Source organism: Halomonas sp. HMF6819, assembly GCF_044335525.1.
GTDB lineage: Bacteria > Pseudomonadota > Gammaproteobacteria > Pseudomonadales > Halomonadaceae > Vreelandella.
On record NZ_JBIQVY010000006.1, the window covers coordinates 133,326 to 146,785 of the forward strand.

At 65.5% G+C, this 13,460-nt stretch carries 12 protein-coding genes; 10 read left to right on the forward strand and 2 right to left on the reverse strand.

The features are described 5' to 3' along the window. Positions 1-16 precede the first annotated feature (16 nt). The 8 genes from ACGLWX_RS16045 to ACGLWX_RS16080 all read left to right on the forward strand — a co-directional run bounded on the left by ACGLWX_RS16045 (position 17) and on the right by ACGLWX_RS16080 (position 7,550). Positions 17-955, forward strand: coding sequence for an ABC transporter substrate-binding protein (locus ACGLWX_RS16045; RefSeq protein ID WP_252108408.1), 939 nt, complete (start codon positions 17-19; stop codon positions 953-955). After that, a complete protein-coding gene (locus ACGLWX_RS16050) occupies positions 952-1,692 on the forward strand; it encodes a class II aldolase/adducin family protein (protein ID WP_396241219.1) in 741 nt (246 codons plus the stop codon). The genes ACGLWX_RS16045 and ACGLWX_RS16050 overlap by 4 nt, the downstream gene beginning before the upstream one ends. 16 nt (positions 1,693-1,708) lie before the next feature. Beyond that, complete coding sequence (locus ACGLWX_RS16055) at positions 1,709-2,920, forward strand: pyridoxal phosphate-dependent aminotransferase (protein ID WP_252108413.1); 1,212 nt, start codon at positions 1,709-1,711, stop codon at positions 2,918-2,920. Next, on the forward strand, positions 2,917-3,723 hold the full coding sequence (locus ACGLWX_RS16060) for an ABC transporter ATP-binding protein (protein WP_396241221.1): 807 nt from the start codon (positions 2,917-2,919) through the stop codon (positions 3,721-3,723). Before ACGLWX_RS16055 ends, ACGLWX_RS16060 begins: the two co-directional genes overlap by 4 nt. 43 nt (positions 3,724-3,766) lie before the next feature. Continuing rightward, positions 3,767-4,540 (forward strand): transporter substrate-binding domain-containing protein, encoded by a 774-nt coding sequence (locus ACGLWX_RS16065; RefSeq protein ID WP_396241223.1) that lies wholly within the window; start codon positions 3,767-3,769, stop codon positions 4,538-4,540. 84 nt (positions 4,541-4,624) lie between these two features. Then, positions 4,625-5,329, forward strand: coding sequence for an ABC transporter permease (locus ACGLWX_RS16070; RefSeq protein ID WP_396241225.1), 705 nt, complete (start codon positions 4,625-4,627; stop codon positions 5,327-5,329). Then, positions 5,330-6,055 carry an ABC transporter permease gene (locus ACGLWX_RS16075; protein WP_396241227.1) on the forward strand — a complete coding sequence of 242 codons (726 nt, stop codon included), beginning with the start codon at positions 5,330-5,332 and terminating at the stop codon, positions 6,053-6,055. It abuts the gene before it with no gap. A 25-nt stretch (positions 6,056-6,080) separates the two neighbouring features. Then, a complete protein-coding gene (locus ACGLWX_RS16080; RefSeq protein ID WP_396241229.1) occupies positions 6,081-7,550 on the forward strand; it encodes an aldehyde dehydrogenase family protein in 1,470 nt (489 codons plus the stop codon). Here ACGLWX_RS16080 and ACGLWX_RS16085 read toward each other — a convergent pair. Beyond that, positions 7,511-8,746 carry a TauD/TfdA family dioxygenase gene (locus ACGLWX_RS16085; protein ID WP_396241231.1) on the reverse strand — a complete coding sequence of 412 codons (1,236 nt, stop codon included), beginning with the start codon at positions 8,744-8,746 and terminating at the stop codon, positions 7,511-7,513. The two genes, ACGLWX_RS16080 and ACGLWX_RS16085, sit on opposite strands and share 40 nt — an antisense overlap. Before the next feature lie 77 nt (positions 8,747-8,823). Further along, a complete protein-coding gene (locus tag ACGLWX_RS16090) occupies positions 8,824-9,786 on the reverse strand; it encodes a GlxA family transcriptional regulator (protein ID WP_396241277.1) in 963 nt (320 codons plus the stop codon). A gap of 148 nt (positions 9,787-9,934) precedes the next feature. Between ACGLWX_RS16090 and pnp the strand changes: the two genes are divergently transcribed. Together pnp and ACGLWX_RS16100 are read left to right on the forward strand one after the other, a co-directional pair. Continuing rightward, positions 9,935-12,097, forward strand: coding sequence for a polyribonucleotide nucleotidyltransferase (gene pnp / locus ACGLWX_RS16095; protein WP_396241233.1), 2,163 nt, complete (start codon positions 9,935-9,937; stop codon positions 12,095-12,097). 85 nt (positions 12,098-12,182) lie between these two features. Continuing rightward, positions 12,183-13,349 carry an MFS transporter gene (locus ACGLWX_RS16100; RefSeq protein ID WP_396241235.1) on the forward strand — a complete coding sequence of 389 codons (1,167 nt, stop codon included), beginning with the start codon at positions 12,183-12,185 and terminating at the stop codon, positions 13,347-13,349. Positions 13,350-13,460 lie beyond the last annotated feature (111 nt).

Consider the following 13,460-nt stretch of genomic DNA (forward strand, 5'->3'; position numbering starts at 1 on the left):
ATGAAAGGAGCCTGACATGTTGGGAAGAAGTCTGCTGGCCACGATGATGTTGACCGCCCTGGTGCCGCTGACGGCCCAAGCCGCACAGGATGAAAGCGACGCCCTGCGTCTGGTGGTGCCCCCTTGGCCCGGGGTAACGGTAAAAAGCGAGATTCTGGCTCAGCTCGCCGAGCCGCTGGGTTATCGCGTCTCGCGCCAGGAACTGAGCTCGACGGTGGGCTACAGCACGCTGCAAAGCGGCGACAGCGACGTTTTCCTGGCTGGCTGGCTGCCGGCCCAGCAGGAGAGCTTCGATGCCGCCATGGCGGCGGGCAAGATCGTTGATCTGGGCAATAACGTCGAAGGGGCCCGAATGGGCTTTGCCGTACCCGGCTACGTGGCAGAAGCGGGCATCACCCGTGCCGAACAGCTTGCTGACCCCGAGGTGGCCGAGCGCTTCGACCGGCGTATCTACAGCATCGAGAACGGCTCGACGGTCACCGACATGATGGAGGTGGCGATCGACAACGATACCTACGGCCTCGGCGACTGGTCGATTTTATCCTCGTCGACCCCGGGCATGCTCAGCGAAGTGGCCGGCGCCGTGAGCGAGCAGCGCTGGATCCTGTTCTACGGCTGGACACCGCACTGGATGATTCCCGCCTACGATGTGCAGCTGCTCGAGGACCCCGAGGGCGTGTTCGGCCCGGACAGCGGCGGCAGCGACGTGCGCACCATCGTCGCCCGCGACTACGCCGAGGCGAACCCCAACATGCGCCGCCTGCTCGATCAGTTCCGTTTCACCGCCGACGAGCAGAGCGACTTCATCAGCGCCTATAGCCGCGAAGAGCGCGATCTTGAAGACGTGGCCCGCGAGTGGCTGGCCGAACACCCTGAGCGGGTCGACGCGTTTCTCGACGGGGTGACTACCCGCGACGGAGCGCCGGCGGCGAGCGTCGTCGAGGCGGCGCCATGAGCCGCGCCCAAATCGACGAGCAAGCGCTGCGCGACGACCTGGCCGCCGCTTATCGCCTCATCGCCCTGGACGGCATGGACGACGGGATCGACACCCACATTTCCGCCCGCCTGCCTGGCGAGCGCTTTCTGCTCAACCCCTACGGGCTGCGCTTTTCCGAGGTGCGCGCCGAGCAGCTGGTGACCGTCGACGGCGACGGCCGGGTGCTCGACGACCCCACCGGGCTCGGCGTCAATCCAGCCGGTTTCACCATCCACAGCGCTCTGCATGCCGCACGGCCCGAGGTCGCCTGCGTGCTGCACACGCACACCGTAGCGGGCGTGGCGCTGTCGTGCCTGGAAGAGGGGCTGCTGCCGCTCAACCAGTGGTCGCTGGAATTCTACCAACGCCTGGGCTACCACGACTTCGAGGGCATCGCGCTGTCGCTATCAGAGCGCGAGCGCTTGGCACGTGACCTCGGCGGCCACTGGGCGATGGTGCTGCGCCAGCACGGTCTTCTGACCGGTGGCAGGAGCATCGGCGAGGCGTTCTTGCGTATGCGAAACCTCGAGCGTAGCTGCCAGGCCCAGCTCGCCGCCCAAGCCACGGGGCGCCCGCTTCGTCCGGTGTCCGACGCCATGGCCGAACACGTCGCCCGCCAATACGAGGCTTGGGCGGCGAGTCCCCAGGGCACCGATTTAGCGTGGCAGGCGGAAAAGCGTCGCTTGGCGGATTCACCCAGTCAGCGATCCATCTAGTCACCATGGAGCTTTCATGCACTACTCACGACTGACCCAGCGTATTGCCGGCGAAGGCGCGGCGGCCTGGGACATTCACTACCGGGCGCTGGCCCGCCAGGCCGCCGGCGAGGAGATCACCGTGCTCTCCGTCGGCGACCCGGATTTCGCCACCCCCGAGCCGATCATCGAAAGCGCCGTGTCGAGCCTGCAGGGCGGCGCCACCCACTACTCGGACGTGCAGGGCAAGGCGGCGCTGCGCGAGGCGATCGCCGACGGTTATCGCCGCCAAGGCCTCGCGGTCGGCGCTGATAACGTGATCGTCATGGCCGGTGCACAGTGCGGGCTCTACGCCACCGCCCAGTGCCTTCTGGATAGCGGTGATGAAGTGCTGGTCTGCGAGCCCAACTACGTCACTTACGAAGCGGTGCTGCGCGCCACCGGCGCCGAGATGGTGCGCGTGCCGCTCGATCGCGACGCAGCATTTCGCCTCGACGTGGCGGCACTCGAGCGGGCGGTGACGCCGCGCACCCGGGCGATCCTGCTCAATAGCCCCCACAACCCCACCGGCCAGCTGATCGATGCGTCCACTTGGGAGGCGGTGGCCGCGCTTTGCCATCGCCACGATCTGTGGCTGATCTGCGACGAGGTCTATGCCGAGCTGATCTTCGACGGTGAGCATGTCTGCCCCGCCACGCTCGAGGGCATGGCCAGCCGCTGCGTGGTGGTCAGCAGCCTATCGAAATCCCACGCCATGACCGGGTGGCGGCTGGGCTGGGTGGTGGGGCCCGAGGCGCTGATCCAGCATCTCTCGAACCTGGCACTGTGCATGCTCTACGGCTGCCCGGACTTCATCCAGGACGCCGCCCACGCCGCGCTCACCGCGCCGCCACCGGGGCTTGACGCCATGCGCGACGCTTACCGCGCGCGGCGCGACGCGGTCTGTCAGGCGCTCGAGGAGAGCTCGGCAGTGGCGGCGATTCGCCCACCGGCGGGCATGTTCCTGATGGTCGACATTCGCGCCACTGGCCTCTCGTCTCAGGCCTTCGCCGACCGTCTGCTCGACGAGGAGCGCGTCTCGGTGCTCTCCGGCGAGGCCTTTGGCCCCTCGGCGGCGGGGTTCGTGCGCCTGAGTCTGACCGTCGACGCCGAGACGCTCGTCGAGGCGAGCCGACGACTGGTGGCCTGCGCCGAACGCGCGCTGGCCGAATTTTCCACCCACCGGGCCTCGGAGGCCATTCGCCTATGACATCATCATCCCGGACGTTTTCTCAGCACACTTCTCTCTCCTCACCCAACGCGCCGGCGGTATCGGCGCATAATCTCACCAAACGCTTCGGCGATCTCGACGTGCTCAAGGGTGTGTCGCTGGCGGTGCCCGAAGGCAGCGTCACCTCCATCATCGGCGCCAGCGGCTCGGGCAAGAGCACCTTGCTTCGCTGTATGAACCTTCTCGAACGGCCCGACCAGGGCGAACTGGCGATTGCGGATGAGGCGATTCGCTTCACCCGCAATCCCCAGGGCGACATCACCGGGCTCGACCGCGGCCAGCTGCAGCGGCTGCGCGCGAAGGTAGCGATGGTCTTTCAGCAGTTCAATCTCTGGCCGCATCTGACGGTGCTGGGCAACGTCATCGAAGCGCCGATGCGGGTCAAGAACCGCTCGCGCAAGGAGGCCGTCGCGCTCGGCGAGCACTACCTGGAGCGAGTCGGAATGGCGGATCGCCGCGACGCCTATCCCGCCTTTCTCTCCGGCGGCCAACAGCAGCGCGTGGCGATCGCACGGGCGCTGGCGATGGAACCACGCATCCTGCTTTTTGACGAGCCGACCTCGGCGCTCGATCCGGAGCGCGTCAACGAGGTGCTGGGCGTCATCCGCGGGCTCGCCGACGAAGGGCGCACCATGCTCATGGTCACCCACGAGATGCACTTCGCCCGCGAAGTTTCCGACCAGCTGGTCTACCTCGATAAAGGCTACATCGCCGCCGAAGGCAGCCCGGACGAGGTGTTCGACGACCCGTGCTGCCAGCGTTTCGTCGCCCCCGCCGCTTGAGGCCATTCATTAATAACTATTTTTAATAACAAGGGAGAACTTCATGCACGTATCGATCAAGACCGCCTTGGTACTGGCCGCCTTTACCACGACCGCCCACGCCTCCGCCGACGCGCCGCTGAACGTCGGGATTTCCGGCGAGCCCTATCCGCCGTTCACCTATAAAGCCGCCAGCGGCGACTGGACCGGGTTCGAAGTCGAGCTCGCCCACGCGATCTGCGCTGAACTCGAGCGCGAGTGCGAGATCGCGCCCACCGGGTGGAGCGGTATCATTCCGTCGCTGCAGGCCGAGCGCATCGACATGATCATGAACTCGATGTCGATCACCGAACAGCGACAGCGCGTGATCGCCTTCACCCGGCCTTACTACTTCACCCCCGGCGCCTACGTGGCGGCGAGCGAGCGCGAGCTGGTGATCCCCGACGACCTTGACGGGCTGGTAATGGGCGTGCAGTCGGCGACCACCAACGCCACCTACGCCCGCCGCGCGCTGCGTGACAGCGGCGTCGACGTGCGCCTCTACGATCAGGCCGAGCAGGTCAACAGCGACCTGTTGGCCGGGCGTCTCGATATCGTGCTGGCCGACGAGATCGCGATGCGCCAATTTCTGGCCCGTGACGAGGCCGAGGCCTTCGAGATCAAGGCGACCGCGCCCCACCACGACGCCTACGGCGAGGGGATCGGCATCGGCCTGCGCCAGCAGGACGAAACGCTAAAAGCCGCGCTCGATGAAGCGATAGCCGCGGTCGTTGATGAGGGTACCTGCGCACGGCTCTCCGAGCAGTTTCTGGGCACCGACGTATGCGTCTACCCCTGAGCGGGCCTGGCCGCCCGGTGCAAAGCCACCGGGCGCTTTTGAGTCACGCCTTTTTTACAAGCTAGACCGAGGATGTCGTCGATCATGACACCCATGATGTCGGAAGGGCTCGCCGATTGGGCCGGCCCGATTTTCAACGGCGCGCTGGCCACGATAAAGATCGCCGTATTGGCTTACGCGATCGGTTTACTGCTGGGGCTGATTGGCGCGGCCGCCAAGCTGAGCCCCTGGGCACCACTTCGCGGCGTTGCCATCGCTTACTCCACCTCCATTCGCGCCGTGCCGGAGCTGTTGCTGATTTTGCTGCTCTACTACGCCGGCAGCGAAGCGCTGGGCACGCTGCTCGCCCTGCTGGGCGTCGATGGCGTGCGCTTGACCGGCTTCGCCACCGCCGTGGGCGTGCTCGCCTTCGTTCAGGGCGCCTACATGACCGAGGTGTTTCGCGGCGCTATCCTGGCCATCCCCAAAGGCCAGTTGGAGGCGGCCGATGCTTTCGGCTTTTCGCGCTGGACGCGCTTTCACCGCTTCGTGCTGCCAGCCATGCTGCCCAACGCACTGCCGGGGATGTCGAATCTCTGGCTAATTCTGATCAAGGACACCGCTCTGATCAGCGTGATCGGCTTTAACGAGCTGTTCTTCACCATCCAGCAAGCCGCGGCCAGCAGCCGCGCCTATTTTCTCTTCTACGCCGCGGCGGGCGCCATTTACCTTGTGATCACGCTGAGCTCCACGGCGCTGTTCGCGCGCTTGGAGCGCCGCGTGCGCCGCACTCAACCGGTGGAGGCTTGAATGGATTTTTCCTGGCTCAGCGACCCGTTCTATCAGGAATATTTGTGGGAGGGTTTCGTCAACACGCTATGGCTGCTGCTGGTCTCTGCAGTGGGCGGGCAGCTGCTCGCCGTGGGCGTGGCGCTGGCGCGCCTGCGCGGGCCGCGCCCTCTTGCCTGGTTCGCCGCGGCTTTTTCAAGCGTGATTCGCGGCACGCCCTTGCTGGTGCAGCTGTTCTTCTTCTACTACGGCGTCGGCCACCTGCTGGAAGGGGTGCCAGGGCTTCGCGAGACCTGGTTCTGGCCGTTGATGCGCGACCCGTTCTTCTTCGGTGCGGTGACCTTCATCTGCAGCGTTGGCGCCTACTCCGGCGAAGTGATTCGCGGGGCCATGCTGAGCGTGCCGCCGGGCGAGTTGGAAGCTGGCCGCGCCTTTGGCCTCTCTGGGCGTCAGGTGCTCGTGAGGCTCTGGCTGCCCCGAGCGATCCAGCTCTGTCTGCCCACGCTTACCGGCGAGATGATCCTGCTGCTCAAGTCGATTCCGCTGGTCTCGACCATCGCACTGATGGATCTGTTACAGGCCGCCAACATCATCCGCGACGAAACCTTTCTGGTCTACGAGCCGCTGCTGCTGATCGCCGGTATTTATCTGGCCACCACCGTGGTACTGACGGTGACGCTGCGCCTGGTGGAGATCAACTTCCCCGGCATGCGGCCGCGCTCACGCCGCTGGCTGCCTGTTCGCTAAACGCACGGAAAAAAGGATCTGCGCGATGTCCGCATATTCCCCTCTCTCGTCTATCCCCACTCTCGACGAGCAGTTCATCGACAACGCCTGGCAGCCAAGCCGGGGCACGGCGCTGCTCGACGTCACCAACCCCTTCGACGGCGGCGTCATTGCCCGCGTGACCCGGGGCGATGCGCGGGACGTCGATGCCGCAGTGGCGGCGGCGCGGCGGGCGCTGCCCGGCTGGCGGGCCACCTCGGCGGCGCGCCGGGGCGAGTGCCTGGCAGCGATCGCCGAAGGGCTCGCTGCCAGGCGTGAGCCGCTGGTGGCGATGTCGAGTCTCAACAACGGCAAGCCGCTTGCGGAGGCGCATCAGGATCTCGACGATGCCATCGCTTGCTACCGCTACTACGCCGAGGCAGCAGCAGCGCTCGGCGAGCGCCAAGGCCAGCGAGAGCCTGGCGAGCAGGCGGAGCTGGAGGTGCGCCGCTACTGGGAACCGGTCGGGGTGGCGGGGCTGATCACGCCTTGGAACTTCCCGCTGGTGAGCAGCGCCTGGAAGCTCGCCCCGGCGCTCGCCGCGGGCTGCACCGTGGTGTTCAAGCCTTCGGAAGTGACGCCGCTGCCCGAGCGCGTGCTCGCCGAGGTAATGCACGAGGCGGGGGCCCCGGCGGGGGTATTCAACCTGCTGCTTGGCGATGGCGCCAACGTCGGCGCCGCGCTCGGCGATCATCCGGGCATCGACAAGCTCTCCTTCACGGGCAGCAACGCCGTGGGCGAGGCGGTGATGCGCGCCGCGGCCCACGGCACGCGCCCGGTGTCACTCGAACTCGGCGGCAAGTCGCCGATCATCGTCACCGAGGACGCGGATCTCGACCTCGCCTGCGAACTGGTGATCAACGGCATCTGCTACAACGCCGGGCAGATGTGTTCGGCTACCAGCCGGCTGCTGGTCCATGAACGCGTAAGCGAAGCGCTGTTCGAGAGAATCGACGCCGCCATGCAGGCGCTGCGTCTGGGCGACCCAAACGCACCGGACACCGACATGGGACCGGTGGTCAGCGCCCTTCAGCGTGAGCGTATAGAGGCCTTCATCGACCGCGCCCGCGAGACTGAGCTCGAAAGCCGCACCACGCTTGCGCCACACCCGGCCAGCGGCTTTTTCGTCGCCCCGCGGCTCTATCGCGATGTGCCTACCGACAGCGCCCTGTGGCGCGAAGAGATCTTCGGGCCGCTGCTTTGCGCGCGACACGTGACGGGCGACGACGAAGCGATCGCGCTTGCCAACGACAGCGACTTTGGCTTGGCGGCGACGGTGGTCGCGGGAAGCGATGATCGTGCCGAGGCGATCGCTCTGCGCCTGGAGGTAGGCAACGTCTGGTGTAATAGCGACCAAATCGCGCCGCCCCAGGGTAGTTGGGGCGGCATGAAGCGCAGCGGCATCGGCCGGGAGCTCGGCCCGGCCGGGCTCGAGGCTTATCTCGAGCTCAAGCGCATCTCGCGCTCGCGGCGCTGACACATCCGATAGCGCGAGCGCACTTCGTCGCGCTCCATGTAACATCCTTGCAGCCAGCGGTGTCCGGTGCTGCCCTCGAAGGCGTCGCGGGCGTGCAGCAGTCGGCGGTTGTCGAAGATCACCAGATCCCCCGGTGCGTAGCTGAAGCGCAGGGCGAATTCGGGTTCGCGCAGCAGCCGCTGCAGCATCATCAGCGCCGCGTAGGCAGTCTCGACCTCGTCGAAGGGCGCCTGCAGCGGCCCGCGTAGAAAGTCGGCGATGCGCACTTCGAGCAGCTCGCCGCGCTCGTTCAGGCGAATCATCGGCGAGTACCAGACGTAGTCGGTGACCCGAGCGGTATTGGCATAGCACCAGTGCACGCGGGTCAGCGTCTCGAAGGCGGCGGGGTGGCGCGCGCGCAGCGCCTCAGCGACAGCGAAACCGTCGAGCATCACCGCCTGGCCGCCCTCGACGCTGTTCTCCAGACAGTGCAGCATCTGCAGGCCCGGATGGTACTCGCGGGTCGGCAGGTCCGTGTGTGGCGGTAGCGCGATCGAGGTATAGGCGTTGGAGTCCGGGTTGGGCTTGGCCTTCACGTCGAACAGCTGGCCAAAATTGGTCGGACGCACCGGTCCGATTCGCCGGGCGATGGCCTCGAGTGAGCCGGGCTCGGTGGGCAGACCGCGCAGGCGCACCAATCCCTTGCCCAGCACGCTTTCGAGCGCCGGCTTCAGAATGCGTGCCTCTTCATCACTCCCCGCGTCGCTTTCGAGCAGCCCTGATGCGTCGAGGGTGTCCGCCACGCTCTCCGGGCCGCCGTGCCACAGCGTCACCGGTACCAGCGGCGCTTCGGGGTCGTCGGCATTGTCGTAGTCGTGGGCGCGCAGCCAGCCTGGGTGAAAGCGCAGGCGACTGTTATCGGAAGCGAAGGTAACCGCCAGGGCGCCAGCGGCGTCAATCTCGGCGCGCTCAACCTCGGGCCAGCCGGAAAGCTGCGAAAGATCCAAAATACGCTCGCGGGTGGCCGGGTTGATGGTGGTGTCGTCGGCGGCATTTTCGCGCAGCCAGATGCTGTGGTAGCGGCTCTCCCGTCCATCGCTCCAACGCAGGGTCACGATACGCGGCGTGGCGCTTACCGAGGCGATACTCGCCTCCACCGGCCAGGCGTCGTAGTCCGGCGTACAGGGCAGATCGAGAGAAGCGGTCGCGGTCGTCATGGAGCCTCCTTGGCGTTGTAAGATCCGCCGAGTATGGCGTCCTTTACCTGCCTCGACGCGACCAGATTCGACGCCGACTATGCACGATTCGACACTCCCCGTTGGCGTAGCTGGCTGGGCGTAACGCCGTGCTGGCGGCGAAAGGCGCGGGCGAAGCTCGAAGGCGAGGCGAAGCCGCAGGCAAGTCCCACCTGAACGACGCTGAGCGAGGTGGTGCTCAGAAGCTGGTGGGCGTGCTCGAGGCGCTTGGCCTGGTAAGCGCGCTGTGGCGAGGTGCCCAAGTGCTGGGAGAAGAGCCGTTCGAGCCGGCGCCAGGAGATGCCAAGCTCTTGAGCCAGCGCGCTGACAGGCAGCGGCGACTCGAGCCGGCTCTCCATCAGCGCGATTGCCCGTTCGAGCAGCGGGTTGGCAGGCGTGATCGGGTCGCGCTGGCGGCTAGCGGGCAGGCGCCCCTGATCGTGGATCAACTGCTCGCGCACCCGGGCGCACAGCGCCTCGCCGTGGCGGCGGCGAATCAGGTCCAGGCTCATGTCGATCGCCGCGCTACCGCCGGCGCAGGAAAAGCTTGAACTATCGACCTCGAACACCGACTCGACTGCATCGACATGGGGGAAGCGGCGGCGAAAATCCGGCAGGCACTCCCAGTGCAGCGTCACCGTCGAGTCGTCCAGGAGTCCGGCGGCGGCCAGCGCGTAGCAGCCGGTATCGACGCCGCCTAGCACGCACTCCTTTTGCGCGCGCAGCCAGTCGAGCAGCGCGTCGTCGATGGCGCGCAGCGGCTCGAAGCTTGCGCACACCGCCAGGCTCGTGACGCTGGTGGCGCTCTGCATCGGCGTGTCGACCTCCAAGGACATGCCGTTGGAGGCGATCACCGACGCTCCATCGCGGCTGATTACCTGCCACTGGAACAGCGTTGTGCCGCTGAGGCGATTGGCAATGCGCAGCGGCTCGATGGCCGAGAAGAAGGCGACCATGGCGAAGCGCGGCAGCAGCAGAAAACCGATTTTCTCGGGCGTGGTCGCCGGGGGCTCTAGTCTCATGGGCAAAAAGAATACACCACCGCCGATGGTGAGGGCAGGGAGTGAGGCCCGGCGCGGGGCTATTTCGGGTTTCTGGTGGCCCTTGAAGGCTACACCGCCTAGAATAGTGGCAGTCAAAACGACCCCAGAAAAGACAAGTAGCTATTTTATGTTAAAGGAAGTCGCCGTGAATCCGGTAAAAAAGACGTTTCAATTTGGCCGCAGCACCGTCACCCTGGAAACCGGGCGCATCGCCCGCCAGGCAAGCGGTGCCGTTATGGTCACCATGGACGACACCGTGGTGCTGTGTACTGTCGTCGCCAAGAAAGAAGTCAGCCCTCATCAGGCTTTCTTCCCGCTGTCGGTGCATTACCAGGAAAAGACCTACGCGGTCGGCAAGATTCCCGGCGGCTTTTTCAAGCGTGAAGGGCGCCCCACCGAGAAAGAGACGCTGACGTCGCGCCTTATCGACCGGCCGATCCGTCCGCTTTTCCCGAAGGGCTTCATGAACGAAGTGCAGGTGATCTGTACCGTTCTTTCCACCGATCGTAATCACGATCCGGATATCGCGGCGATGCTCGGCACCTCGGCGGCGCTTTCGATCTCCGGCGTGCCGTTTAACGGCCCGATCGGCGCGGCGCGTGTCGGCTTCAGCGAAGAGCAGGGTTACTTTTTGAACCCGACCGTCGAAGAGCTTGCTACCTCCGAGCTCAACATGGTCGTTGCCGGCACCCAGAACGCCGTGCTGATGGTCGAATCCGAAGCCCAGGAGCTTTTGGAAGACGAGATGCTCGGCGCCGTGCTTTACGGCCATCAGGAAATGCAGGTCGCCATCAGCGCCATTCAGGAACTGACCCAGCAAGCCGGCAAGCCGCGCTGGGAGTGGCAGGCCGCTGAAGAGAACGCCGCGCTCAAGTCCGCCATGGCCGAGCAGTTCGAAACGAAGGTGGGCGAAGCCTACCGCATCACCGACAAGATGGAGCGTCAGGACGCGCTGGCCGCGCTGAAAGAGCAGGCCATTGAAGCGCTGGGCGCCGTTGACGGTGAGCCGGTCAACGACAAGTTCGACCGCGACGAAGTGAAGGGCGCGTTCTCGAGCCTCGAGAAGCGCGTGGTGCGCTCGCGCGTGGTCAAGGGTGAGCCGCGTATCGACGGCCGCGACAACACTACCGTTCGTCCGCTTGCCATCGAAGTCGGCGTGCTGCCCAAAACCCACGGCTCGGCGGTGTTCACCCGCGGCGAGACCCAAGCGATCGCCGTCGCGACCTTGGGCACGCTTCGCGACTCGCAACTGATCGAATCGCTTGAAGGTGAGCGCAAGGACCGCTTCATGCTGCACTACAACTTCCCCCCCTACTCGGTGGGCGAAGCCGGCTTCATGGGCGGGCCGAAGCGTCGTGAAATCGGTCACGGTCGCCTGGCGCGCCGCGGTGTGCAGGCGATGCTGCCCTCTGAAGACGAATTTCCCTACACCATTCGCGTGGTCTCCGAAATCACCGAATCCAACGGCTCGAGCTCCATGGCCTCGGTGTGCGGCTCTTCGCTGGCGCTGATGGACGCGGGTGTTCCGCTGAAAGCGCCGGTCGCCGGTATCGCCATGGGCCTGGTCAAGGACCCGGAAGGCTACGCGGTGCTGACCGATATCCTGGGTGACGAAGATCACCTCGGCGATATGGACTTCAAGGTCGCGGGTTCCGAAGAGGGCGTTACGGCCCTGCAGATGGACATCAAGATCGAAGGCATCAACGAAGAGATCATGGAGACCGCGCTGCAGCAGGCCCACCACGCGCGCATCGCGATCCTCGAGCAGATGAACGCCGTGATCAACCATAGCCGCACCGAGGTGTCCGAGAACGCGCCGTCGATGGCCACCATCAAGATCGACCCGGAGAAGATCCGCGACGTTATCGGCAAGGGCGGCGCGACCATTCGCAAGATTTGCGAAGACACCGGCGCGTCTATCGATCTCGACGACGACGGCACCGTGCGTATCTACGCCGAAGACAAGAAAGCGGCCAAGGCTGCGATCGACACGGTACTGGCGATCACCGCGGAAGCCGAGATCGGCAAGCTCTACAATGGCAAGGTCGTGCGGATCGCCGACTTCGGCGCGTTCGTGAACATCATGCCGGGCACCGACGGGCTGGTGCACATCTCGCAGATCGTCCAGGAGCGCGTCAACAACGTACGCGACTTCCTCAACGAAGGCGACGACGTGGTGGTCAAGGTGCTCGACATCGACAACCGCAACCGCGTGAAGCTCTCCATCAAGGAGATCACCGAGGAAGAGAAAGCGGCCTTCGCCGCGCAGAGCGAAAGCGCCGCCGAGTAAGCTTGACCGCGGTGTTCACTCCGCCCCCGCAGCCCTAGGCTGCGGGGGCGGAATCGTTTGGATACGCAGGACGTTAGGAGAGGGCATGGAGCAGCAGGCAAGGTGGTGGGCGGTCATTGCGGTCATGAGCGGCATCTTTCTACTGGTGACCGCCGAGCAGCTACCGATTGGGCTGCTCTCTCAGGTTGCGCTGGATCTGGGTGTCACTGAGGGTACCGCCGGGCTGATGGTCACGGTGCCCGGCGTGGTGGCGGCGCTCTCCGCACCGCTTCTCCCGGTGGCGGTAGGCCGGCTCGATCGGCGGGTGATGCTCACTGGCCTGATGATCAGCATGACGTTTGGAAGCGTGCTCTCGGCGATGGCGGAAAGCTTTGTGTTGCTGCTGGCTGCGCGTGCGCTGATCGGCATGAGCATCGGCGGCTTTTGGGCCATCGCCGGCAGCATCGCACCGAGGCTCGTGCCCGAGGAGAAGGTTGCCCGCGCGATGACGATCATTTTCGGCGGCGTGACCGCGGCCTCGGTGCTCGGCGTGCCGCTGGGCACGCTACTTGGGGATATCAGCAGCTGGCGCTGGGTGTTCGGCGGGCTTGGCGGCTTTAGCTTGCTAACCGCCGGGCTGATCTGGCTGTGGCTGCCAACGCTGCCGCCTCGCGAGCCGGTACGCCTTGGCATGCTCTTCCAGCAGGTGTTCAACCGCGGTGTGCGCGTAGCGGTGCTCACCACCGCCTGCGTGGTCGTGGGCCACTTTGTTGCCTACACCTTCATCAGCCCGATTCTGCAGGATATCAGCGGTATCGAGCAGCGCAATGTCAGCACTCTGCTGCTGCTCTACGGTGCCGCCGGCCTCATCGGTAACGTGGTGGCAGGCATGAAGGCGGCGCGCAACCCCTACGCCGCCGTGCTGGCCATTCCGGTACTGTTGCTGCTGGTAGTGGCCAGCTACCCGCTGCTGGGCACCCAGCCGGTCAGCGGCGTGGCGCTGTTAATGGTGTGGGGGGCGATCTTTGGCAGCATCTCGGTGAGCATCCAGACCTGGATACTGCGCACCGCGCCGAATACCGAAGCGGCCACCGCGCTGATGGCGTTCGTGTTCAACATGTCGATCGGGGTCGGGGCGCTGATCGGCGGGCGAGTAGTCGACGCCACGAGCCTGCCCACCACCATGTGGGCCGCCGCGGTGCTGTTTCTGATCGGCGTGGTGCTGGTCGCGCGCACGCCGTCAAGGCTGGTCAACGGGGGGCGGATTCGCTGAGGGTCGAATCTGGAGGTTGCGGGTTTCAAGAACGGTGGCCCGACAGCAGCCCTACGCGGGGGCGCTGTGAATACCTCCCTGTACGCTACTTTCGCCATCCCTGGCGAAAGA